This is a genomic window from Streptomyces sp. NBC_00289 (assembly GCF_041435115.1).
Lineage (GTDB): Bacteria > Actinomycetota > Actinomycetes > Streptomycetales > Streptomycetaceae > Streptomyces.
In genome coordinates this window covers 8,859,302-8,882,032 of record NZ_CP108046.1, presented here as the reverse complement: position 1 = coordinate 8,882,032, position 22,731 = coordinate 8,859,302, and the positions used below count along the sequence as shown (strand labels likewise).

Annotated in this window: 22 protein-coding genes and 1 pseudogene; 9 read left to right on the top strand and 14 right to left on the bottom strand. The window is 71.3% G+C overall.

Annotated elements, in window-relative coordinates; translation table 11 throughout:
* Nucleotides 1-138: 138 nt before the first annotated feature.
* Both rho and OG985_RS40175 read left to right on the top strand, forming a co-directional pair.
* On the top strand, nucleotides 139-1,281 hold the full coding sequence (gene rho, locus OG985_RS40180) for a transcription termination factor Rho (RefSeq protein WP_371673309.1): 1,143 nt from the start codon (nucleotides 139-141) through the stop codon (nucleotides 1,279-1,281).
* A gap of 219 nt (nucleotides 1,282-1,500) precedes the next feature.
* Nucleotides 1,501-2,679, top strand: coding sequence for a D-alanyl-D-alanine carboxypeptidase family protein (locus tag OG985_RS40175; protein ID WP_371673308.1), 1,179 nt, complete (start codon nucleotides 1,501-1,503; stop codon nucleotides 2,677-2,679).
* Nucleotides 2,680-3,112: 433 nt separating this feature from the next.
* Here the strand turns inward: OG985_RS40175 and OG985_RS40170 are convergent, their stop codons facing one another.
* The 12 genes and pseudogenes from OG985_RS40170 to OG985_RS40115 form a co-directional block, all read right to left on the bottom strand.
* Nucleotides 3,113-4,045 carry a glutaminase gene (locus tag OG985_RS40170; RefSeq protein ID WP_371674630.1) on the bottom strand — a complete coding sequence of 311 codons (933 nt, stop codon included), beginning with the start codon at nucleotides 4,043-4,045 and terminating at the stop codon, nucleotides 3,113-3,115.
* 34 nt (nucleotides 4,046-4,079) lie between these two features.
* Entirely contained in the window at nucleotides 4,080-5,495 is a 1,416-nt protein-coding gene (aspA, locus tag OG985_RS40165) for an aspartate ammonia-lyase (RefSeq protein WP_371673307.1), read from the bottom strand.
* 18 nt (nucleotides 5,496-5,513) lie between these two features.
* Nucleotides 5,514-6,539 carry an asparaginase gene (locus OG985_RS40160; protein ID WP_371674629.1) on the bottom strand — a complete coding sequence of 342 codons (1,026 nt, stop codon included), beginning with the start codon at nucleotides 6,537-6,539 and terminating at the stop codon, nucleotides 5,514-5,516.
* Between the two features lie 71 nt (nucleotides 6,540-6,610).
* Entirely contained in the window at nucleotides 6,611-8,053 is a 1,443-nt protein-coding gene (locus OG985_RS40155; RefSeq protein ID WP_371673306.1) for an amino acid permease, read from the bottom strand.
* Nucleotides 8,050-8,730, bottom strand: coding sequence for a FadR/GntR family transcriptional regulator (locus OG985_RS40150; protein WP_371674628.1), 681 nt, complete (start codon nucleotides 8,728-8,730; stop codon nucleotides 8,050-8,052). Before OG985_RS40150 ends, OG985_RS40155 begins: the two co-directional genes overlap by 4 nt.
* Before the next feature lie 163 nt (nucleotides 8,731-8,893).
* A complete protein-coding gene (locus OG985_RS40145) occupies nucleotides 8,894-9,730 on the bottom strand; it encodes an undecaprenyl-diphosphate phosphatase (protein ID WP_371673305.1) in 837 nt (278 codons plus the stop codon).
* A gap of 48 nt (nucleotides 9,731-9,778) precedes the next feature.
* Nucleotides 9,779-10,185: pseudogene (locus tag OG985_RS40140) on the bottom strand (CrcB family protein).
* A 207-nt stretch (nucleotides 10,186-10,392) separates the two neighbouring features.
* Complete coding sequence (locus OG985_RS40135; protein ID WP_371673304.1) at nucleotides 10,393-11,355, bottom strand: SMP-30/gluconolactonase/LRE family protein; 963 nt, start codon at nucleotides 11,353-11,355, stop codon at nucleotides 10,393-10,395.
* Nucleotides 11,356-11,509: 154 nt separating this feature from the next.
* The gene (locus OG985_RS40130) at nucleotides 11,510-11,797 is read right to left on the bottom strand and encodes an ArsR family transcriptional regulator (RefSeq protein WP_371674627.1); all 288 of its coding nucleotides are present in this window, start codon (nucleotides 11,795-11,797) and stop codon (nucleotides 11,510-11,512) included.
* A gap of 316 nt (nucleotides 11,798-12,113) precedes the next feature.
* A complete protein-coding gene (locus OG985_RS40125) occupies nucleotides 12,114-12,932 on the bottom strand; it encodes an ABC transporter permease (RefSeq protein ID WP_371673303.1) in 819 nt (272 codons plus the stop codon).
* Nucleotides 12,929-13,891, bottom strand: coding sequence for an ATP-binding cassette domain-containing protein (locus OG985_RS40120; RefSeq protein ID WP_371673302.1), 963 nt, complete (start codon nucleotides 13,889-13,891; stop codon nucleotides 12,929-12,931). The genes OG985_RS40125 and OG985_RS40120 overlap by 4 nt, the downstream gene beginning before the upstream one ends.
* A 13-nt stretch (nucleotides 13,892-13,904) precedes the next feature.
* Entirely contained in the window at nucleotides 13,905-14,573 is a 669-nt protein-coding gene (locus tag OG985_RS40115; protein ID WP_371673301.1) for a DUF4097 family beta strand repeat-containing protein, read from the bottom strand.
* A gap of 229 nt (nucleotides 14,574-14,802) precedes the next feature.
* Here OG985_RS40115 and OG985_RS40110 point away from each other — a divergent pair, with 229 nt between their 5' ends.
* The 4 genes from OG985_RS40110 to OG985_RS40095 all read left to right on the top strand — a co-directional run bounded on the left by OG985_RS40110 (nucleotide 14,803) and on the right by OG985_RS40095 (nucleotide 17,757).
* Nucleotides 14,803-15,552 (top strand): helix-turn-helix domain-containing protein, encoded by a 750-nt coding sequence (locus OG985_RS40110; RefSeq protein ID WP_371674626.1) that lies wholly within the window; start codon nucleotides 14,803-14,805, stop codon nucleotides 15,550-15,552.
* A 168-nt stretch (nucleotides 15,553-15,720) separates the two neighbouring features.
* Nucleotides 15,721-16,752, top strand: coding sequence for a LacI family DNA-binding transcriptional regulator (locus OG985_RS40105; RefSeq protein ID WP_371673300.1), 1,032 nt, complete (start codon nucleotides 15,721-15,723; stop codon nucleotides 16,750-16,752).
* Nucleotides 16,753-16,930: 178 nt separating this feature from the next.
* Nucleotides 16,931-17,281, top strand: coding sequence for a VOC family protein (locus OG985_RS40100; protein ID WP_371673299.1), 351 nt, complete (start codon nucleotides 16,931-16,933; stop codon nucleotides 17,279-17,281).
* Between the two features lie 68 nt (nucleotides 17,282-17,349).
* Nucleotides 17,350-17,757: a MarR family winged helix-turn-helix transcriptional regulator gene (locus OG985_RS40095; RefSeq protein ID WP_371673298.1), complete on the top strand. Its 408-nt coding sequence runs from the start codon at nucleotides 17,350-17,352 to the stop codon at nucleotides 17,755-17,757.
* 165 nt (nucleotides 17,758-17,922) lie between these two features.
* On the opposite strand, the gene OG985_RS40090 is transcribed toward OG985_RS40095, so the two are convergent.
* Nucleotides 17,923-18,324: an SseB family protein gene (locus tag OG985_RS40090; protein ID WP_371673297.1), complete on the bottom strand. Its 402-nt coding sequence runs from the start codon at nucleotides 18,322-18,324 to the stop codon at nucleotides 17,923-17,925.
* A gap of 368 nt (nucleotides 18,325-18,692) precedes the next feature.
* A complete protein-coding gene (locus tag OG985_RS40085; RefSeq protein ID WP_371673296.1) occupies nucleotides 18,693-19,661 on the bottom strand; it encodes an alpha/beta hydrolase in 969 nt (322 codons plus the stop codon).
* 188 nt (nucleotides 19,662-19,849) lie between these two features.
* Here OG985_RS40085 and OG985_RS40080 point away from each other — a divergent pair, with 188 nt between their 5' ends.
* From OG985_RS40080 to OG985_RS40070, 3 genes are all read left to right on the top strand, one after another.
* Nucleotides 19,850-20,302 carry a MarR family winged helix-turn-helix transcriptional regulator gene (locus tag OG985_RS40080; RefSeq protein WP_371673295.1) on the top strand — a complete coding sequence of 151 codons (453 nt, stop codon included), beginning with the start codon at nucleotides 19,850-19,852 and terminating at the stop codon, nucleotides 20,300-20,302.
* Between the two features lie 105 nt (nucleotides 20,303-20,407).
* Nucleotides 20,408-20,920 carry a carboxymuconolactone decarboxylase family protein gene (locus OG985_RS40075; protein WP_371673294.1) on the top strand — a complete coding sequence of 171 codons (513 nt, stop codon included), beginning with the start codon at nucleotides 20,408-20,410 and terminating at the stop codon, nucleotides 20,918-20,920.
* Between the two features lie 27 nt (nucleotides 20,921-20,947).
* Nucleotides 20,948-22,393 (top strand): glyceraldehyde-3-phosphate dehydrogenase, encoded by a 1,446-nt coding sequence (locus OG985_RS40070; RefSeq protein WP_371673293.1) that lies wholly within the window; start codon nucleotides 20,948-20,950, stop codon nucleotides 22,391-22,393.
* Nucleotides 22,394-22,731 lie beyond the last annotated feature (338 nt).

The following is a 22,731-nucleotide window of genomic DNA, read 5'->3' as shown; positions in this document are numbered from 1 at the left end:
CACCAGCGGCTCAGCTCTGCCGTGGCCGGGGTCCGGTGCCGTTCCCGCCGCCGAGGTGCGCCGTGCGCCCTCCCTTCGCGGCCCTCCCCTCCCCCTCGCATGTCTCATGCCTTCCGTCCGTGAAAGGACACGACCACCATGACCACCACACTCCAGCACCCTCCCGCCCAGCAACAGCTCCCCGCCCGGGTCGCGACCGGCGTCCTCGACATCGACGCGAACGGGAAGGGGCACCTGCGCTCCGCGCACCTGACGCCACTGCCCACCGATCTGCAGGTTCCCCCCGCGCTCATCCGCCGGTACGGCCTGCGCAAGGGAGACCTCGTCGACGGCGTACGCGGCACCCAGCGCGCCCTGACCGAGGTCGCCCGGGTCAACGGCCGTACTCCCGAAGAGTCGCGCGACCGCCGCCACTTCGGCGACCTCACCCCGCTGCACCCGCGCGAGCGGATCCGGCTCGAACACCCGGGGGCCGGCCTGACCGGCCGGGTCGCCGACCTGATCGCGCCCGTCGGCAAGGGGCAGCGCGGTCTCATCGTGGCCCCGCCCAAGACCGGCAAGACCGTCCTGCTCCAGCAGATCGCGGCCGCCGTCGCGGGCAACCACCCCGAATGCCGGCTGATGGTGGTGCTGCTCGACGAGCGCCCCGAGGAAGTCACCGAGATGCGGCGCTCCGTACGGGGCGAGGTGTACGCCTCCACCTTCGACCGGGCGCCCAGGCAGCACATCGCGCTGGCCGAACTCGTCATCGAGCGGGCCAAGCGGCTCGTCGAGGCGGGCGAGGACGTCGTGATCCTCCTCGACTCCCTCACCCGGCTGTGCCGGGCCCACAACAACGCGGGCGCATCGAGCGGCCGTACCCTGTCCGGCGGTGTCGACGCGGCCGCGCTGCACGGACCCAAGCGGTTCTTCGGCGCCGCCCGCCTGGCCGAGGAGGGCGGCTCCCTCACCATCCTCGCCACCGCCCTGGTGGAAACGGGCTCCCGCGCCGACGACTTCTACTTCGAGGAGCTCAAGAGCACCGGCAACATGGAGCTCCGCCTCAGCCGCGAACTCGCCTCCCGCCGCGTCTTCCCCGCCGTCGACATCAACCCGTCCGGCACCCGTCGCGAGGAACTCCTCCTGCAGCAGACCGAGTTGACCGCCGTGCGCGGACTGCGCCGGGTGCTGCAGACCCGGGACGGCCAGACCAACCTGGAAACCCTGCTGGACCGGATGCGCGAGACGCCGGACAACGCCACGTTCCTGCGCCGGATCCAGCCGACGCTGCCCGTCGGCTGACACCCGGCGCGCACCGGACCCGACGCCGCGCCCCTGCACCTGGCGCCCGCCCGCCGGCATTCGGCGCCTGCCCGCCGGACGTCCGGTCCCTCGACATACGGACCTCCGCGTCCCGTTTCCGCCGACCACCCCAGCCCCACGTGCGGCATCCGGGTGCTCGCGGGCCCCGCCCGGCCCTGGCACCGCCCTCGGCGGGGTGTGCGTTCCTACATTTGCGGTATGACTATCGGATTTCCTTCCCGGACGGCTGTGTCGGCCTGCGCGATCTGTGTGGCGGGCCTGCTCGCACTCGCCCCCGCCGCGGCGGTCGCCCGCACCGGAACCGACCCCGGCGGGCCCGGCGGGGTGCGGGCAGCGGCCCCGCAGCCCGCGCTGCTCTACCGTTCCGGCACACAGGTCCGGCCCCGCGCCGGGGCACCCCGGATTCCGGCCGTCTCCGCGCTGTCCTGGCTGGTGGCCGACGCCCGCACCGGCGAGGTGCTCGCCGCGCACGACGCACACCGCAGACTGCCGCCGGCAAGCACCCTCAAGACGCTGTTCGCCCTCACCGTCCTGCCGGCCCTGCCCAGCGGCATCCGGCACGAGGTCACCGAGGCGGAGCTCGCGGGCATCGGCCCCGGCAGCAGCCTGGTCGGGGTGGCCGAGGGCCGTACGTACCAGATCGCCGACCTGTGGCGCGGGGTCTTCCTCAACTCCGGCAACGACGCCGTGCACGTCCTGGCCGCGCTCACCGGCGGCTGGCGGAACGCGGCCGTCCGTATGCAGGCCAAGGCCCGCGCGCTGGGGGCCCGCGACACGCAGGTGCGTTCGCCCGACGGATACGACACGCCCGGTCAGGTGTCGTCGGCGTACGACCTCGCCGTCTTCGGGCGGGCCGGACTGCGCGACGCGGACTTCGCGCGGTACTGCGCCACTGCCGAGGCCATGTTCCCGGGCACCGGCGACCGGCCGTACGGGATCCGGAACACCAACCGGCTGCTGACCGGCGCCGACGGTGTCGAGCCGTACCCCGGTCTGATCGGCGTCAAGAACGGCTACACCAGCAACGCCGGCAACACCCTCGTGGCCGCGGCCCACCGCGGCGGCCGCACCCTGGTCGTGACGGTGATGAACCCTCAGGCCGGCGGCGGGTTCACCGTGTACGAGGAGACGCGGGCGCTGCTCGACTGGGGGTTCGGTGCGGCCGGGCGGGTCGATCCGGTGGGCTCGCTGGACGCGCTGCGGGCCGGCCCGCGGCCGGCGGTGCTGCCCGTGGCCGTCGCACTGGACCCGGACGGGGAGGCGTCCGGGGCGCCCGGCTGGCCGGAGACGGGCGCGATCGCGGGCGCCGCGGCTTTGGGCGCGGGCGCCGTGGCGCTGGTGTTGCGGTGGGTGCCGGGCCGGGCCGCCCGGGGCTGACCGGCCGGCGGCGCCCGGAGACGACGGGCGGGAGCTGTTCGTGCGCAACCTGGCCAGGCCGGCCAGGTACTCCTCGGCGGGCCAGCAGCGAGCCGGCCCCGCGCCGGGTGCGCTCGGGGTGCACGTACACGTCGACGTAGCCCTGGCCGGGCCGCTTCGCCGACGGGTACGACAAGGGCGGCCCCGGTGACCCCGGAGCCGCCCTCGGTGTCGGCGGGACGACTCCGACGTACACGCCGGCCGGGCCGGGTGCGGCGCGCGGAGGACGGACGGCGAGGAGTTCCCCGACCGGCAGGGCGCCCGCTGTCTCACCGCCCACTGGCGCGGGGCCTTTCGGGCGGGGGCCTGCGCCTGTCCGGTGCGTGCTTCGCGCGGTCCGGTCGCGGGCGGGACAGTCCGGCCGGGACCGGGCGGCCACCGCGGATCCGGTGCGTCAGAAGACGGACAGTCCCGTCAGGGTCGTGAAGCGGTCCAGGGCCGCCATGCCCGCCACCGAGTTTCCGCGCTCGTCCAGTCCCGGACCCCACACGCACAGCGTGCAGCGGCCCGGTACGACCGCGATGATGCCGCCGCCGACACCGCTCTTGCCGGGCAGGCCCACCCGGTAGGCGAACTCGCCCGCCGCGTCGTACGTCCCGCAGGTCAGCATGACCGCGTTGACCTGCTTGGCCTGGCTGCGGGTGAGCAGCCGGGTGCCGTCGGCGCGGACTCCGTGCCGGGCCAGGAAGGTGGTGGCCAGGGCGAGGTCGGCGCAGGAGGCGGTGACGGAGCACTGGCGGAAGTACTGGTCCAGGAGCGTCGGCACCGGGTTGTCGATGTTGCCGTAGGAGGCCATGAAGTGGGCGAGGGCGGCGTTGCGGTCGCCGTGCGCGGACTCGGAGGCGGCGACCTCCATGTCGAAGTCCAGGCCCGGGTTGCCGCTCTCCGTCCGCAGGAAGGACAGCAGTTCACCGGCCGCGTCCCCGGTCCGGGTCTGCAGGCGGTCGGTGACCACCAGCGCGCCCGCGTTGATGAACGGGTTGCGCGGGATGCCGCTCTCGTACTCCAGCTGGACCAGGGAGTTGAAGGGGTTGCCGGAGGGCTCGCGGCCGACGTGTTCCCAGAGTTCGTCGCCCTCGCGGGCCAGGTCGAGCGCGAGGGTGAAGACCTTCGTTAGGGACTGCGTGGAGAACGGCTGTCGCCAGTCCCCCACGCCGTACACCGTGCCGTCCAGCTCGGCGACGGCCATGCCGAAGCGGCGCGGGTCGCAGGCCGCGAGCGCCGGGATGTAGTCGGCGGGCCGGCCGCGGCCGGGGGTCCGCTCGATCTCGCCGGCGATGCGCTCCAGGACCGGCTGGAAGGTCATGGACGAGGTCATGATCACTATTGTGCCTCCGGGCCGGTGCCTGCGCCCCCGCCGATCAGACGAGGGCTGCCGGGCCGCTGCCCGCCAGGATCTCCGGCCGCAGCAGGGCGGCCAGCTTCTCGGCTGGCAACAGGCCCTTTTCCAGGACGAGTTCGGCCACGCCCCGGCCGGTGGCGAGGGCCTCCTTGGCGATGTCGGTGGCGGCCGTGTACCCGATGTGCGGGTTGAGCGCGGTGACCAGGCCGATGGAGTTCTCCACGGTCCGGCGCAACACCTCGGTGTTGGCGGTGATCCCGTCCACGCAGCGCTCGGCGAGGGTGAGGCAGGCGGCGCGCAGATGAGTGATGCTCTCCGACAGGGAGTGCAGGATGATCGGTTCGAAGGCGTTGAGCTGGAGCTGTCCGGCCTCGGCGGCCATGGTGATGGTGACGTCGTTGCCGATCACCTCGAAGGCGACCTGGTTGACGACCTCGGGTATCACCGGGTTGACCTTGCCGGGCATGATGGACGAACCGGCCTGCACCGGCGGCAGGTTGATCTCGCCGAGTCCCGCGCGCGGCCCGGACGAGAGCAGCCGCAGGTCGTTGCAGCTCTTGGAGAGCTTGACCGCGATCCGCTTGAGCACGCCGGACATCTGCACGAACGCCCCGCAGTCCTGGGTGGCTTCGACCAGGTTCGCCGCCGTGACCAGCGGCAGCCCGGTGATCTCGGCGAGGTGGCGGCGGGCCGACTCGGCGTATCCGGCGGGGGCGTTGAGGCCGGTGCCGATCGCGGTCGCGCCGAGGTTGATCTCGTGGATCAGCGCGACGGCCTCGGCGAGCCGCAGACGGTCCTCGTCGATCATCACGGCGTACGCGGAGAACTCCTGGCCGAGGGTCATCGGCACCGCGTCCTGGAGCTGGGTGCGGCCCATCTTCAGGACGTCGTGGAACTCGACGGCCTTGCGCGCGAAGGCGTCCTGGAGCACCGCCATCGCCTGGAGCAGACCGCGCACCGCGAAGACGGTCGCGATCTTGACGGCGGTCGGGTAGACGTCGTTCGTGGACTGGCCGAGGTTGACGTCCTCGTTGGGGTGCAGGTGCCGGTACTCCCCCCTGCCGTGTCCCAGCAGTTCCAGCGCCCGGTTGGCGATGACCTCGTTGGCGTTCATGTTGGTCGAGGTGCCGGCGCCGCCCTGGATGACGTCGACGACGAACTGGTCGTGCAGCCCGCCCGACCGGACCTCGCGGCAGGCCCCGACTATGGCGGCGGCCTTCTCCGGTGCCAGCAGGCCCAGTTCCTCGTTGGCGAGGGCGGCGGCCTCCTTGACGGCGGCCAGGGCGTCGACGAGATGCGGGTAGGCGGAGATCGGTGTGCCGGTGATGGGGAAGTTCTCCGTGGCGCGCAGGGTGTGGATGCCCCAGTACGCCTCGGCGGGGACGTCGCGGTCGCCGAGGAGGTCGTGCTCGCTGCGGATGGCGGCGGCAGTCATGACGGTACGGGCCTTCTCTCAGACGTGGGTGGGGGTGGGCAGCGAGGTGAGCGGGTCCAGTGCGCGGACCGGGCGGACGCTGCCGACCGGCCTGCCGCCGCCGAGCAACGGCTGCCCGGCGAACCCGGTGAGGACGGCGGGATCGACCCCGGCCCGGGCGAGCGCGGCCGCGGCGACCGGGACCCGCGCCCGGTCCGCCCCGTCGGCGATCTTCACGGCGACGGCCCGGCCGTCCGGCAGCGCGGCGACCTGTACGCCCTCGAAGCCGTCCTTGGCGAGCAGCCCGGGCACGGCCCGCATCAGCGCGGCGACGTCCCGGCCGGCTCCGGAGGCCATCTCGGCGTGTGCGCGCATCGCCTCCGCCACCCGTGCCTCGGGGGTGCCGGGCGCGGCGGTGGTGATCCGGGCGGCCGCCCGGGCGAGGCCGTGCAGCGAGACGGAGAACAGGGGCGCCCCGCAGCCGTCGACGCTCACCTGGGCGATGCGCTGCCCGGTGAGGTCCTCCACGATCTCCGCGATCGCCTGCTGGAGCGGGTGCCCGGGGGCGAGGTAGTCGTCGAGGGACCAGCCGTTGAGCCTGCTGACGTAGAGCATGGCGGCGTGCTTGCCGGAGCAGTTCTGGGCGAGCCGGGAGGGCAGCCGGCCCTCGCGCACCCAGTCGTCCCGGACGGCCGGGCCGAACGGCAGGTCGGGCACGTTGCGCAGGTCGTCCTCGGTGAGCTGGGCGAGCTCCAGGATGCGCCGGGTGCCGGCGAGATGGCGTTCCTCGCCGGAGTGGCTGGCGGCGGCGAGCGAGAGCAGCTCGCCGTCGAGGGGCAGCCCGGCCCGGACCATGGCCACGGCCTGGACGGGCTTGAGCGCCGAGCGCGGGTGACAGGCGGCCTCGATGTCGCCGATCTGGAGCTGGACCTCGCCGCCGGCGCCGAGGACGACGACGGAGCCGTAGTGGATGCCCTCGATCACACCGCCGCGTACGAGGTGGGCGACGGGGGCGTGGAGGGGTTCACGGACGAGGGGTGCGTCCGCGACGGAGCTGCTGTACATCACTGCCTGGTGGTCATGGGCGGCCGCGCGTTTCACGCGTCCGCTCCGGTGGTCGTGGGAGGGCGCGTAGTTCACGCGTCCGCTCCGGTGGTCGGCCTGCGTGGCGCCCGGCCGCGGATGCCGAACCATCCGGCGACCAGGGCGGCGGCGATCAACGGCAGGCACAGCACGGTGGTGCGTCCGGCGCCGCCGTCGGCGTACATGAGGACCAGGACGGTGGCGAGGAAGGCCAGCGTCACCAGTTCGGTCCAGGGGGAACCCGGCAGGCGGTAGTCGGGGCGGGCGAGTTCGCCCTTCTGGGTCCTCTGCCAGAAGAGCAGGTGACAGACCATGATCATGCCCCAGGTGGCGAGGATGCCGATCGCGGCGAAGTTCAGCACGATCTCGAACGCGTCGGCGGGCACGACGAAGTTGAGGCCGACGCCGAGGACGCAGACGCCGCTGGTGAGCAGGATGCCGCCGTACGGGACCTGGCTGCGGCTCATGACGCCGGTGAACCTCGGCGCGGAGCCGGACTTGGCCATGGAGCGCAGGATGCGGCCGGTGGAGTAGAGCCCGGAGTTGAGCGAGGACATGGCCGCGGTGAGGACGACGAGGTTCATCACACCGCCCGCCGCCGGGATACCGACGTTGGACAGCACGGTCACGAAGGGGCTCTCGCCGGCGGTGTACTTGTTCCAGGGCAGCAGCATCGACAGCAGGACCACCGAGCCGACATAGAACACGCCGACGCGCCACATGATCGAGTTGATCGCCTTCGGCATGATCTGCTCGGGGTTCTCGGTCTCACCCGCGGTCACACCGACCAGCTCGACTGAGGCATAGGCGAAGACGACACCCTGGATGATCAGCAGCATGGGCAGCAGGCCGCTGGGGAAGATGCCGCCGTTGTCGGTGATCAGGGACGGGCCGGGGGTCGCGCCGTCGACCGGGTGCTGGGTGACCAGCAGGAAGATGCCGATACACATGAAGATCACCAGGGCGCTGACCTTGACGATGGCGAACCAGAACTCCAGCTCGCCGAAGATCTTCACCGAGATCAGGTTCACCGTGAGGACCACGGCCAGGGCGATCAGCGCGATCACCCACTGCGGGATGTCGGAGAACATGCCCCAGTAGTGGGTGTAGGTCGCCACCGCGGTGATGTCGGCGATCCCCGTGGTGGCCCAGTTGAGGAAGTACATCCAGCCCGCGGTGTACGCGCCCTTCTCGCCGAGGAACTCCCGGGCGTACGAGACGAAGGCGCCGGAGGACGGGCGGTACAGGACGAGTTCGCCGAGGGCCCGCACCACGAGGAAGGCGAAAACTCCGCAGACCGCGTAGGCGATGAACAGGGACGGGCCGGCGTCGGCGAGGCGGCCGCCGGCGCCGAGGAAGAGACCGGTACCGATGGCGCCGCCGATGGCGATCATGTTGACGTGCCGGGACTTCAGGGACTTGCTGTAGCCCTCGTCCCCGGCGTCGACGTGCGCGGCCGGTGTGCGGGTTGCCTCCTGGAGGTGCTGCTCGCTCACGCCTCGGGTCCGCCTTCCATGGGAGTGTCCGTGCGCCGGGGGTTGCGCACGATGTGGGTGAGGGTGGTCTCGACGCGGTCGAGGTGGTGCGCCATGGCCTCGACGGCGTCGTGTTCGCTGCCGTCGAGCAGCGCCTCGACGATCGCGCGGTGCTCGCGGTTGGACTGCTCCCGACGGCCGCCGAGCTCGTTGAGGAACGCGGACTGGCGGGCCAGCGCGTCGCGGATCTCCTCGATGACCCGGCGGAAGACCGGGTTCTGGGCGGCCTCGGCCACGGCGAGGTGGAAGAGCGAGTCCATCGCGACCCACGCGGTGGTGTCGGTCTCCTGCTCCATGCGGTCCAGGAGGTGGGCCAGGTGGTCCAGGTTCTCCGGGGTGCGGCGCCGGGCCGCGTAGCCGGCGACCGGGATCTCGATGTGGCGGCGCACCTCCAGCAGGTCGCTGGCCGCGTAGTCGCCGAAGGTGGGGTCCTCGACGGTGTTGGCGACCACGAAGGTGCCCTTGCCGGTCTTGGAGACCGTCAGCCCCATGGTCTGCAGGGCGCGCAGTGACTCGCGGAGCACGGGGCGGGAGACCTCGAGGGTGCGGCACAGCTCCGCCTCGGAGGGGAGCTTGTCGCCGATGGCGTAGGTACCGCGCTCGATGGCGCCGCGGAGGTGGGCCAGCACCGCTTCCATGGCGCTGACGCGCCGCGGGACCGCACCACCTGTCTGGCTGTCTGACAGGTTCACGGAAGTGATCCTGCGGGCGGCGGGAGCGGACTGTCAAGGCACCTGAAAGAAAAGATTCACGGGGCGTGAAGCCTGAAAACCGACTTCACACCCCGCTGGGCCCATCCGCTCAGCTGTCGAGCACGCCCCCGGCGAGCAGCCCGAAGAGGGCCACGCCGATGACGAGCCGGTAGATCACGAAGGCGTTGAAGGAGTGCTTGGCGACGAACTTCAGCAGCCAGGCGATGGAGCCGTACGCGACCACGAAGGAGACCGCGGTGCCGACGGCGAGGGGGGCGACGCCGACGCCCGTACCCAGGGCGTCCTTCAGTTCGTACAGGCCGGCGCCGGTCAGGGCCGGGATGCCGAGGAAGAACGAGAGGCGGGTCGCCGCGACCCGGTCCAGGTCGAGGATCAGAGCCGTCGACATGGTGGCGCCGGAGCGCGAGAAGCCGGGGAAGAGCAGGGCGAGGATCTGTGAACTGCCGACCAGCATCGCGTCCTTGAACGAGGTGTCGTCCTCCCCGCGCTTGTGCCGTCCCATCTGGTCCGCCGCCCACATCACACCACTGCCGGCGATCAACGAGCCGGCGACCACCCACAGGGAGGCGAGCGGTCCTTCGATCAGCGGCTTGGCTGCCAGCCCGACGATCACGATCGGGATCGTCGCGTAGATCACCCACCAGGCGAACTTGTAGTCGTGGTGGTGGCGCTCCTCCTTGTTCCGCAGACCACGGCCCCAGGCGGAGACGATGCGCACGATGTCCTTGAAGAAGTACACGAGCACGGCGGCGATCGCGCCGACCTGGATGACGGCCGAGAACCCCACGACCGCGTCGTTGTCGACGGGGATGTTCATCAGGCCCTCGGTGATCTTCAGATGGCCGGTGGAGGAGACGGGCAGGAACTCGGTCACCCCCTCGACGGCTCCGAGGACCACGGCCTGACCGACGTTGATGACGCTCATGGAATCCAGTTCTGAGGAGTTGGTCGACTGTGCGGTGAACAGTCTCGACTACGCGTGCAAGCGCCCGGCCGCCCACGTCCGCACGGCCCGGGTGATCGACACCCCGGCCCGTGCCGCACCGAGGCCCGCCGTCACGCTGTCGACGACGTTGGCGGCAGCGTAGAGGCCCGCCGCCGTCCCGGTCAGCCGCAGTGTCTCGTAAGAGAACGTGGAGCACGTCATCCGGGCCCCGCCCGGGCCCGCCCCCGGAGCAGCTGAAGGCGGGAGTCCGCGGCTCCCGGGGCGACCGCGCCGGTCAGCGCCGGTCAGCGCCGAGAACGAGACAACCGGTGAGGTTCACCACCAGTGCGCCCCGGGGGAGGATCGGGTCGCGTCCCGACCGCATCACGCGGGCCGGTGAGGTGGCGCTGCGGAGCGCCGGCCATCGCCCTTGCGACGGCCGGCGCCCAGTTCACAACGACCTCTTACCCTTTACGACACCCACCCTGCCCGTTTCGCCCGGACTGTCGGACTCCGCCTCGCCGCGGGTGACGTACCGGATGAAAACTTCGGGGGCGTCGAGGACCGCCCTTGCTCTCGGGGCGGAGTTCGTCGAGCCGCGTCAGGAAGGCGGGGACCCGTTCTCCGGCATCGACGCCATCGACGCCGGGCACGCATCCGGGTCATTTCGGGGCGGGCGCCTCACACACGGCCACGCCCCGCTCCCGCAGGCTCCCCAGAACGAGGTGCCCGGCGGCCTCGCAGACGGCGGTGACCATACGGAAACCGGAGCGACGGCGGGCAAGGTGCTGGACCACGTTGCCCTGGTCGTCGACGGCCAGGACGCCGATCGTCCCGGTGGGGCGGAAGGGGGCGCGCACCGCGACGCTTGCGGCGGCACGGCGGAGCGTCGGCGTACCGCGATGCAGCAGGTCCAGCGGGGGCACTCGGGGGCCCGCCAGCGCGACCCGGATCAGCCCGTCGGTGCCGCCGCGCCACAGATTGTCGGGCATGCCCGGGAGGTCCTCGACGAACGGCTCGCTCCGGCCTGCCTTCGGCCCCGCGAGCCAGTAGCGGGTCAGCCGGTACGCGCCGGTCTCGGCGACGACGAGGAAGGACTCGTCACCGCTCGACGCCAGGCCGTTGGCGAACTGGAGTCCCTCCAGCAGTACTTGGGGCGTGTCGCTGCCGGGGGCCAGGCGCAGCAGCCGGCCCGTCCCGGTGTGCTCGACCAGATCGCCGATCCACTGTTCCAGGGGGTAGCGGCGGCTGGAGACGGTGAAGCAGACGCTGCCGTCGGACAGGGCGACCACATTGCTGCAGAACCGCAGCCGCTCCCCCGCCAGTGAGTCGGCGAGGACGCGGACGACGCCGTCGTCGAGTCCGACGCGCAGCAGGCCGCGTTCGGCGTCGCACACCAACAGGGCGTTTTCCGGGAGGAGTTCGAGGCCCAAGGGCCTGCCGCCGGTCTCGGCGAGTACCTCGACGAGGGTCGCGGAGGGATCGGTCAGCCCGTCGATCCGCAGGATGCGGCCGTCCTCCACTCCGGTGATCACCCGGCCGTGGGAGTCGGCGACCACGTCCTCGGGGCCGCGCCCGCCGATCGCGATGTAGTGCCGTGGGACGAGAGCAGTGGGACGGTCCATGCGCGTCTGTCCTTCCATGTCGCCCGGGGGAACCTGGCGGGTGTGTACCCCCGCGGCCCCTTCCTCACCGGGCCTTACCGGCCGTTCCGGAGTACCAGGCGCCACCGGCCTCTCTCAACGCCCGGTTCTGCCGAGGGTGGTCGAACAGGCGGCCCTACCAGCCCTTTTCGAACATGCGCGCCACCTCGGCTATCCGTACCTCGTCGCGCCGGTAATAGGTGCGCCGCCGGATCTTCCTGGTGCGGAGCAGGCCGAGGTCCACGAGCAGGCCGAGGTGGGTGACCGCGACCGAACGGCGCACGCCGAGCTTGTCGGCGACCGCACCTGCCGTGACCCCGTCCTCGACGGGGTCGCCGTGCCGCTGCGGCGGGAAGTGTGCGACCGGGTCCTTCAGCCACTCCAGGATGTCCAGCCGCCTCGCACTGACGGAAGTCCTCAGCATCTCGTCCCCTCCGTCCGAGCCCTCCTCGACCGCGTCCTCCCACTGTCCCGCAGACGAGGTCATCATGTCCGCGACTCCGCACCTTTTGTCCGGTACCGAACTCCCTTGCGCGGAAAGTGCGTTCGACCCCGCCCCAGGTGTGAGGGTCGGGCGTCGTGGGGCTCAGCCCCGGGCCCGGCGGCCGGTGGCCGGCGTCCGGCGTCCGGCGTCCGGCCGGGAACGCCGACGAGGCGGCGTAGGCCGACGCGGTGCCGGCGTACGCCACCCTGGGGCGGACGGGTTTGCGGAAGGTGGTCCTTCCGCGCTGTCACGGCGGCTACTTCGGGTCGCGGTTGAACGTGGAGGTCGACCAGAAAAAGCCGAGCACCGTGAGAGCCAGGCACCAGACGACGGCGAGCCACCCGTTGTGGCCGATCTCGCTGCCGAGCAACAGGCCCCGCAGGGTTTCGATGGCGGGCGTGAAGGGTTGGTACTCGGCGATCGGCTGGAACCAGCCGGGCATGGATTCGACCGGTGTGAAGGCGCTGGACAGAAGCGGCAGCAGGATCAGCGGCATGGCGTTGTTGCCGGCGGCCTCGGCGTTGGGGCTGACCAGGCCCATGCCGACGGCGATCCAGGTGAGTGCCAGGGCGAAGAGCACGAGCAGCCCGAACGCCGCCAGCCACTCCAGGGCGGTCGCGTCCGTTGACCGGAAGCCGATGGCGACGGCGACGGCACCCACGAGGACCACGCTCGTGATCGACTGCAGCACGCTGCCGACGACGTGCCCGACGAGCACCGAAGGGCGGTGGATCGCCATGGTGCGGAAGCGGGCGATGATGCCCTCGGTCATGTCGTTGGAGACGGAGACCGCGGTTCCGACCACGGTGCTGCCGATGGTCATCAGCAGCAGGCCCGGGACGACGTACGCGATGTACGCGGAGCGGTCGGGCGTGCCGCCGCCGATGCCCGAGCTCATCGTGTCGCCGAAGATGTAGACGAAGAGCAGCAGCAACATGATCGGGGTCAGCAGCAGGTTCAGGGTGAGGGACGGATAGCGCCTCGCGTGCAGGAGGTTGCGTCGCAGCATCGTGGACGAGTCGCGTACGGCGAGGGAGAGCCGGGTCGGACGGGTGGGAGCCAGGGGGGTGCTCATCGGACAGCCTCCTTGGGCTGGGCGGGGATGCCGGCGCCGCCGGTCAGGGCGAAGAACACGTCGTCGAGGTCGGGGGTGTGCATCGTCAGCTCGTCCGCCTCGATGCCGGCCGCGTCCAGCCGGTCGAGGACGGTGCGCAGTTCGCGCTGGCTGCCGCCGCTGGGGATCTGCAGCGCCAGCGCCTCGTCATCGAGGGTGACCTCGCGCAGGGCGGAAGCGGCGGCCCGGTATGCCGCCGGGTCGGTGAAGCGCAGCCGCACATGTCCGCCCGGGACCAGCCGCTTCAACTCCTCGGCGGTGCCCTCGGCGGCGATCGTGCCGCCGTGGAGCACGGCGATACGGTCGGCGAGCTCGTCGGCCTCCTCCAGGTACTGGGTGGTGAGGAAGACGGTGACCCCACCCGTGACCAGCTCGCGGATGATCTGCCACATGCCGTGCCGGGCGCGCGGGTCGAGGCCGGTGGTCGGCTCGTCGAGGAAGATGATCCGCGGGCTGCCGACCAGCGTCATCGCGATGTCCAGGCGGCGCTTCATGCCGCCGGAGTAGGTGGAGGCGGGCTTCTTCGCCACCTCCGCCAGGTCGAACCGCTCCAGCAGCTCGGCGGCGACCCGCCGCCCCTCACGGCGGGAGAGGTGGTGCAGGTCCGCCATGAGGAGCATGTTCTCCTCACCGGTGATCAGGCCGTCGACGGCGGAGAACTGCCCGGTGACGCCGATCGCGGCGCGCACCGCCTGCGGGTCGGCGGCCGGGTCGTGACCGCCGATGTGGATGTCGCCGCTGTCCGGGTCGGCGGAGATCAGGGTGGAGAGGATCTTCACGGCGGTGGTCTTGCCGGCGCCGTTCGGGCCGAGCAGCGAGAAGACGGTGCCGGCGGGGACGGCCAGGTCGATGCCGTCGAGGACGACCTTGTCGCCGTAGGACTTGCGCAGCCCGTTCGCCGCGATGGCCAGGTTGGTCATGATGCGTGCTCCTTCAGAGGCTGCGGGCGTCGATGTCGCCGTAGGCGGTGGTCGCGTGGATGTTCAGGTCGGCGCTGTCCTCGGTGTTCCTGAGCGCGTTGTTGATACGGCCGTAGCTGGTACCGGCGTCCAGCGAGGCGGAGACTCCGGCGGCGGCGCGGACCGACACGTCGCCCATCTGGGTGCGCAGCACGACCGTGCCGTGCACGGCCTCGTCGATGGTGATGTCGCCCTTCTGGGTGCTGATCTCCGCGGGGCCGCCCAGGCGTCCGACCGAGACGTCACCGGCGAGGGCGGTGAGGCGGACGCTCGCGGCCTCGTCGATCTTGACCGCGCCGTGCGCGCCGTCGAAGGCGATGTCTCCGAACCGTCCGACGGCCCGGAACTCGGCGCTGGCCGCCTTCGCCTCGATGCGGGAACCGGCGGGCAGCTGGACCGTGACCTCGATGAAGCCGGAGGCGCCGAAGTACTGGTTCTTCGCCGCGGGGGCCTGGATTCGCAGGACGCCGTCGCCGTATGCGACCTCGATCCGCTCCGCGGCCTTCACGTCGCGGCCCTTCGAGGCGTCCGCGGGCAGGACCTCGACGACGGTGTCGGCCCGGTCGGCGGCGATGAACTGGACGCGCCCCGCGGGGATGTCGAGGACGGCGGAGACCGGGGTGGGGGTGTCGAACTTCTGCATGGTGCTCTCCTCCTGCGCTTGTTGTTTCTGACACCGGAAACGCTACGTTGCGTTCACAGATCACACAACAAGCATGTTGCATCGCATCAACATAAGAGCAGCTCAGAGCCACACTTTCGTTGCAACGGTCCTGTTTTTAATGCAACGACAGCTTGCCCCCTCGTTGCATTGGATAGAAAGTGAACGCTATGCTGGGAAGCGTCAGGGAACCGTGAGAGGGGACATCGCGATGCCGGGAGGCAGGCTCACCCAGCAGGAACGCCAGCAGATCGCGCTGGGGCTGGCCGACGGGCTCGCCTACGCGGAGATCGCCAGACGTCTCGACCGGCCCACCTCGACGATCACGCGTGAGGTGATGCGGAACGGCGGCCCCACCGCCTACCGCGCCGACCTGGCCCACCGCGCCACCGAACGCCGCGCCCACCAGCGCAGGCAGACCGCGCCCCGGGGGCGTCAGGCGCCCCCGCAGGCCGACGGACGCGACGCCGAGGCCGTGCGCGAGTACGAGGAGTCGTTCACCACGCTCCTCATGCAACAGGGGTTGCCGAAGATGATGTCCCGGGTGCTCGTGTCCCTCTACACCACCGACGCGGGCAGCCTCACCGCGTCGGAACTCGTCCAGCACCTCCAGGTCAGCCCGGCGTCCATCTCCAAGGCGATCACGTTCCTGGAAAGCCAGGGCCTCATCCGCCGGGAACGGGACGAACGCCGCCGCGAGCGCTACGTCGCCGACGACGACGTCTGGTACCAGGGCATGATCGCCGCCGCCCGGGCCCACGCCCAGCTCGCCGAGACCGCACGGCAGGGCGTCCGCGTCCTCGGGCCCGACACCCCGGCGGCGGCCCGCCTCCAGGGCATCGCCCGCTTCGTCGACTTCGTCGGCGAGAGCATGATCCGCGCCTCGGAGCAGGCCCGCGAGGTCCTCTACACGAAAGCGGAAACGACCTCGGGCGACACTGCCGAGCCGCGTTCGGACTGAGCGAAGGCGCCTGACGGGCACGCGCCCGGGCCGGCCCGCACAGGACCCCGGCCGGGAGAAGGTGTGGGTTGTTCCGGCAGGTGCACGGATACCACGTGCCGCCGGAGCCGGCGTTCGGATCGTCCACCCGCTCAGGGGCCTCGAACCGCCGCGCGGAGTCGTAAGGTCGTGACCATGAACAATCCGGGGGGCCGGCGCAGACCGCCGACGATTCACGATGTGGCGCGGGTGGCGGGAGTGTCACGGGGAACCGTCTCGCGCGTGCTCAACGGCGGGCACTACGTCAGCCCGGCCGCTCTCGAGGCGGTGAACGCGGCCATCCGCAAGACCGGCTACGTCGTCAACCGGCACGCCCGCTCGCTGATCACCGGGCGGTCCGACTCGGTCGGGTTCCTGCTCACCGAGCCGCAGGAGCGGTTCTTCGAGGATCCCAACTTCAACGTCCTGCTGCGGGGCTGCACCCAGGCCCTCGCCGCGCACGACGTGCCGCTCCTGCTGATGCTGGCCGGTACCGAGGACGAACGGCGGCGGATCACGCGGTACATCACGGCCGGCCATGTCGACGGCGTCCTGCTGGTCTCCAGCCACTCCGGGGACCCGATCGCCGAGGAACTGCGCAAGGCGGGCGTGCCACTGGTCGCCTGCGGCAAGCCGATCGGCCTCGGTTCCAAGGTCAGTTACGTGGCGGCGGACGACCGGGACGGCGCCCAGGACATGGTGCGCCACCTGCTGTCGCTGGGCCGCCGCCGTATCGGCATGGTCACCGGCCCGCTCGACACCCCCGGCGGGGTGGAGCGCCTCGCCGGCTACCGCGAGGTCCTCACCGAGGCGGGTGTCGGGATCGACGACCGGCTCGTGGTCTCCGGCGACTACAGCCGGCTCAGCGGCGAGTCGGGCGCCGAGCGTCTGCTCGCCCAGTCCCCCGACATGGACGCCGTGTTCGTCGCGTCCGACCTGATGGCACAGGGTGTGCTGACCGCGCTCGAACGGGCGGGGCGCCGGGTTCCCGAGGACGTCGCGGTCGGCGGTTTCGACGACTCGCCCGCCGCGCTCTCGGCCCGCCCGGCACTCACCACCATCCGGCAGCCCTGGGACCGCATCAGCGCGGAAATGGTCCGGGTGCTGCTGGCTCAGATCGGGGGCGAGGAGCCGGCGGCGGTCATCCTGCCGACGGAGCTGGTACGGCGGGAGTCGACCTAGCGGGACACGGGGAGCGCCTGGGTGCCGTGTGGGCCGGCTCGCGCGGCCCGTCCGCTCGACCGGTCAGGATCGGAGAAGCCACTCCGCGCTCCCCCGCTCTAGCGTGGGACCACCGACGAAATCCGTCGGCCGACACCGACACATCTCGTCGGTCCGCGCAGTGGCAAGGGAGTACGACATGACCGCCGGCCTCAAGACGATCATCTACCCCGTCAAGGACCTCGCCGGGGCGAAGTCCCTGTTCAGCGCCCTGCTGGGGGTGGAGCCGTACGCCGACGAACCGTACTACGTCGGTTTCCGGGACGCGGAGCAGGAAATCGGCCTCGACCCCAACGGGCACGCCAAGGGCATGACCGGGCCGGTCCCCTACTGGCACGTGACCGACCTCCGGGCCACCCTCGCGGCACTGCTGGCCGCCGGCGCGGAGACGCTCCATGACGTTCAGGACGTCGGCGGCGGCAAGCTGATCGCCTTCGTGAAGGACGCGGACGGCAACCTCGTCGGACTCACCCAGGACCCGGCCGCCTGAGACCTGTTGCATGCGCGCACACTAGTTGCATACTCAACGAATAGCGGAATCGGTGTTACCGTGCGGGTATGGCAGTCAAGACGGCCGATGCCGGGCTCGAGGAACGCTGGCGGGACATCCTGTCGCTGCACGCGCGCACGATGTGCGAGATCGACCGTGCCCTGCACCCGCACGGTCTGGGCGCGAGCGATTTCGAGGTGCTCGACATCCTCGCCACCGAGTCGCCCGGGGACGGAGACCAGTGCCGGGTTCAGAACCTGGCCGGCCGGGTCCATCTGAGCCAGAGCGCACTCTCCCGCCTGATCGGCCGGCTGGAGAAGGACGGACTGGTGGAACGCTCGATGTGCGTGGAGGACCGGCGCGGTGTCTGGGTGGCGCTCACCCGCAAGGGCCGTGACCTGCACGCCGAGGTGCTCCCGCTGCAACGTGCGGTACTGGCCCGGACCTTCGGCGACGCCCGGCTCCCGCACGAGTGAGACCGGGGGCACGGAGCGGGAAAAGGTCTTCGGCACGGAGCGGGAACGGACCCCAGGCACGGGGCGGAACCAGGACCCGGGCACGAAACGGGACCCCGCGCGCACACTTCGGGGCCCGGCCGCACCCTGTCCGACAGGGCATGGCCGGGCCCGTTCCATGCGGACCTACGGCCTGGCCAGCAGCGTGCGCACACCCTCGGACGTGAGCGTCAGCGGGTGTTCCGAGCCGCCGTCGATGGACAGCGACAGCTCCTCGACCGGCCACTGCGCGGCGAGGGCACCCAGCGGCACCAGGCGGTAGCGCGACACGAACGGCAGCAGTTCGGCCATCGCCGGCTCCGAGGTGAACACCGGAACCACCGGATCGCCGTCCTCCTGCTCGAGGACGGGCAGCGCCACCGCCGACGGGTCGGCGGTCTCCTCCTGATTCGCGTCGTCGGGCACCGGTACAAGCACGTCACTGCTCGCGAGCGCGTCCAGCGCCGCTGTGTCGTCGGTGTTCACCGTCAGCGCGTCCAGTGCTTGCTGGGCCGGGGTGGCGGCGTTGTCGTACGCGGGTGTCTCCATGGCAGATTCCCTGATAGCGGCGGTCGTACGGGCCGCGTGGGGCATGATCGCCCGGGCGCGGTCTCCCTCGCGTACCCGACGCGACCCGGGGCAACCCTCACGCCACGGGTGAATCGAACGGCCGGGCGCCCGGCCGGCGGCGTGAGCGAACCGGGGGCCGCGGACCGGACACCCGGCCGGCGGCGGGAGTGGCCCGTGGCCGCGATCCGCCCCGGAGCATGGTCCGGTCCTGGCCACGCGGGACCCGAAGCACGCGTTCACCCACCGCGGCCCCACCGCCCGCCGCCCCTGCCTGCCGCCCGCCGCCCGCCGCCCGCCGTGACCATCCAGGTCACCGGCAGGGCGCGCGATCGCCGTGGCCGGTGGCCTCAAACCGCGTGGAGCGCCGTGCGCAGGGTGCTGACGGCCAGCGTGATCGCGGCTTCGGCGGCGTGCGTCTCGCGCAGGGCGTTGAGCATCACGAAGTCGTGGATGATGCCCTGGAAGCGGACGGCGGTGACGGGGACGCCGGCCGTGCGCAGCTTGTTGGCGTACGCCTCGCCCTCGTCGCGCAGCACGTCGGCCTCGCCCGTGATGACCAGCGCCGGGGGCAGGCCGGTGAGCTGTTCGGTGGTGGCGCGCAGCGGGGACGCGGTGATCTGCGCCCGCTCGGCCTCGTCGGTCGTGTACTGGTCCCAGAACCACTGCATGCCGTCGCGGCGCAGGAAGTAGCCCTCCGCGAACTGGTGGTAGGAGCCGGTGTCGAAGTTCGCGTCCGTGACCGGGTAGAACAGCACCTGCTGGACCAGCGGGACGTCGCCGCGCTCCTTGGCCATCAGCGTCAGCGCGGCGGCCATGTTGCCGCCGACGGAGTCGCCGGCCACCGCCAGCCGCGAGCTGTCCAGGTTCTTGCCGGCGCCCTGCTCGACGACCCACCGCGCGACCGCGTAGTTCTGCTCGATGGCGACCGGGTAACGGACCTCCGGCGAGAGGTCGTACTCCGGGAAGACCACGGCGGCGCCCGCGCCGACCGCGAGTTCGCGCACCAGGCGGTCGTGCGTGTGCGCGTTGCCGAACACCCAGCCCGCCCCGTGGATGTAGATGATCACCGGGAGGTCTCCGGTGACTCCGGCGGGGCGGACGACACGGGCGCGGACCTGGCCGGTGGGCCCGCCGGGCACGGTGACCCACTCCTCGTCGACGTCCGGCTTGGTGATCTCGCCGGACTGGACCTCGTCTACGGTCTTGCGACCCTCGGCCGGGCCGAGGTCGAACAGGTAGGGCGGGTTCGCGGTGGCCTCGACGAAGGCCTGCGCGGCGGGTTCCAGGACGGGGCGGGCGGGAGTGCTGTCGGTCATGGCGACCTCCTCGTTTCGGGTGCCGTGGGCGGACTCCGTCGGTGCATGTCCACCGGGAGCCGCGGCACGCCTTGAACAGTAGCGTGCGACTTAGTCGTGCACAACTAGTTCGTGTTCGATACAGTCGAGGGGACCGGAACGTTAGAGTGGTGATCGTCATGAGCAGCGCGAGGACCAGGAGCCGTACCGTGAGCCCTGCCGCCGAACCCACCGAGGGATCACTGCTCCTCGGCGACCAGTTGTGCTTCGCCCTGTACGCGGCCTCCCGGGCGGTCACCGCCCGCTACCGACCGCTGCTCGAAGCGCTCGGCCTGACCTACCCGCAGTACCTGGTCATGCTGGTGCTGTGGGAGCAGGACTCGATCTCCGTACGCGACCTCGGCAGCTCCCTCCAGCTGGAGTCCAGCACGCTCTCACCGCTACTGAAGCGACTGGAGGCGAACGGACTGCTGCGCCGCGAACGCCGCACGGACGACGAGCGCTCGGTCGCCATCCGCCTCACCGAGGCCGGCGCCCGGCTGCGGGACACGGCCGCAACGGTTCCCCTCGCCATGGGGGACGCCATGGGGCTGACGCCGGATCAGGACGCCGCGGCCAAGCAACTCCTGCGGCTGATCACCGCCAACGTCGCCGACGGATGACGCACACCGCGCCCGCGCCGTGACACGGCGCGGGGACATGCCCGTCGTCCGGCGGCATGTCCCACACACCTCCACACCTCTCACGTCCACGGCAAGGAGACCGGGTTGAGCGACAGCACGCAGGGCCGAGCGGATCGGCGGATCTACATCGACAAGCAGAGCCCGAAGCCGTACCACGCCCTGGTCCAGACGTCCGAGGCGGTCCGTGCGAACGCCGCCGACGCGGGCCTCGACCGCGGGCTCGTGGAGCTGATCAACCTTCGCGTCTCACAGATCAACGGCTGCGCCTACTGCCTGAACCTTCACACGGGCGCGGCCCTGCGGGCGGGCGAGGCGACGCAGCGCCTGGGGGTACTGCCGGCCTGGCGCGACACCGAGCTCTTCACGGCGCGGGAACGCGCGGCGCTCGCGCTGGCGGAGGCGACCACCGCCCCCGCCGACTCCGCCGCCCAGGACACCGCCTACGACGCCGCACGCCAGGTGCTCAGCGACGACGAGATATCGGCGGCGATCTGGGTCGCGGTCACCATCAACGCCTTCAACCGGGTCTCCGTCATGAGCAGGCACCCGGTCCGGAGGCCGCCCGAACCGGGGCCGGGGCATGGGGTTAGCATATGAGCGCCCCCTAGCTCGAAAGATAAATCTGTGACTGTCAACGACGACTCGTTCACCGACTGGAAGCACCGCGAGGAGATCGCGGAGTCCATGATTCCGATCATCGGGAAGCTGCACCGGGAGCGGGACGTCACCGTCCTGCTGCACAGCCGCTCCCTGGTGAACAAGTCGGTGGTGAGCATCCTCAAGACCCACCGCTTCGCCCGGCAGATCGCCGGCGAGGAACTCTCGGTCACCGAGACGCTGCCCTTCCTGCGGGCGCTCACCACTCTCGATCTCGGCCCGTCCCAGATCGACATCGGCATGCTCGCCGCCACGTACCGGGCCGACGACCGCGGCCTTTCGGTGGCGGAGTTCACCGCCGGGGCGGTCGCCGGTGCCACGGGTGCCGGCAAGATCGAGCGCCGCGAGCCGCGTGACGTCGTCCTCTACGGCTTCGGCCGGATCGGCCGTCTGGTGGCCCGCCTGCTCATCGAGAAGTCGGGCTCCGGAAACGGTCTGCGGCTGCGCGCCATCGTGGTGCGCCAGGGCGGCGACCAGGACATCGTCAAGCGGGCCTCGCTGCTGCGCCGCGACTCCATCCACGGCCAGTTCCAGGGCACGATCACCGTTGACGAGGCGACCAGCACGATCGTCGCCAACGGCAACGAGATCAAGGTGATCTACGCGGGCGACCCGTCGGAGGTCGACTACACGGCGTACGGCATCCGGGACGCCATCCTCATCGACAACACGGGCAAGTGGCGTGACCGCGAGGGCCTGTCGCAGCACCTGCGCCCCGGTATCGACAAGGTCGTCCTGACCGCGCCGGGCAAGGGCGACGTCCCGAACATCGTGCACGGCGTCAACCACGACACGATCAAGCCGGACGAGCAGATCCTGTCCTGCGCCTCCTGCACCACCAACGCGATCGTCCCGCCGCTGAAGGCGATGGCCGACGAGTACGGCGTGCTGCGCGGTCACGTGGAGACGGTCCACTCGTTCACCAACGACCAGAACCTGCTGGACAACTACCACAAGGCCGACCGCCGTGGCCGTTCGGCGCCGCTGAACATGGTCATCACCGAGACCGGTGCCGCCTCCGCCGTCGCCAAGGCGCTGCCCGACCTGAAGGCGCCGATCACCGGCAGCTCCATCCGCGTCCCGGTCCCCGACGTCTCGATCGCGATCCTCAGCCTGCGGCTCGGCCGCGAGACGACGCGCGAGGACGTGCTGGAGTACCTCCGCAACGTGTCGCTGACCTCGCCGCTCAAGCGCCAGATCGACTTCACCACCGCCCCCGACGCGGTCTCGAGCGACTTCATGGGCTCGCGCCACGCCTCGATCATCGACGCCGGCGCCACCAAGGTCGACGGCGACAACGCCATCCTCTACCTCTGGTACGACAACGAGTTCGGCTACTCCTGCCAGGTCGTCCGCGTCGTCCAGCACGTCTCCGGGGTCGAGTACCCGACCTATCCGGCGCCGGCGGTCTGAGAGGCGCGGAGAGCACGAACGGCCGGACGGCGCTGATCGGGCCGCGGATCCGCGGGTGCCCGCGGCCCGGTCAGCCCCGAAGGCCATCGGCGACGTACGCCCCGGGCGACGGAGCCGAACGGCAGGCCGGCCAGAGCCCCCTGCCGCCGCGCCGCCCGGACCGGTTCACCCCCGACGGGTGAGCCGCCTGCCCCGCCGGCACGCTGAGCTGCTTACCGGGGCACGCGCTGTGTGCCCCGAACTCCCGAACTGTCGAAGAGACACAGGACGGACGATCCAGCGGCTGCCGGGACGGAGCCCGGCCCGCACCGGAGGGCGGGCGACGTGCCGGAGGCGGC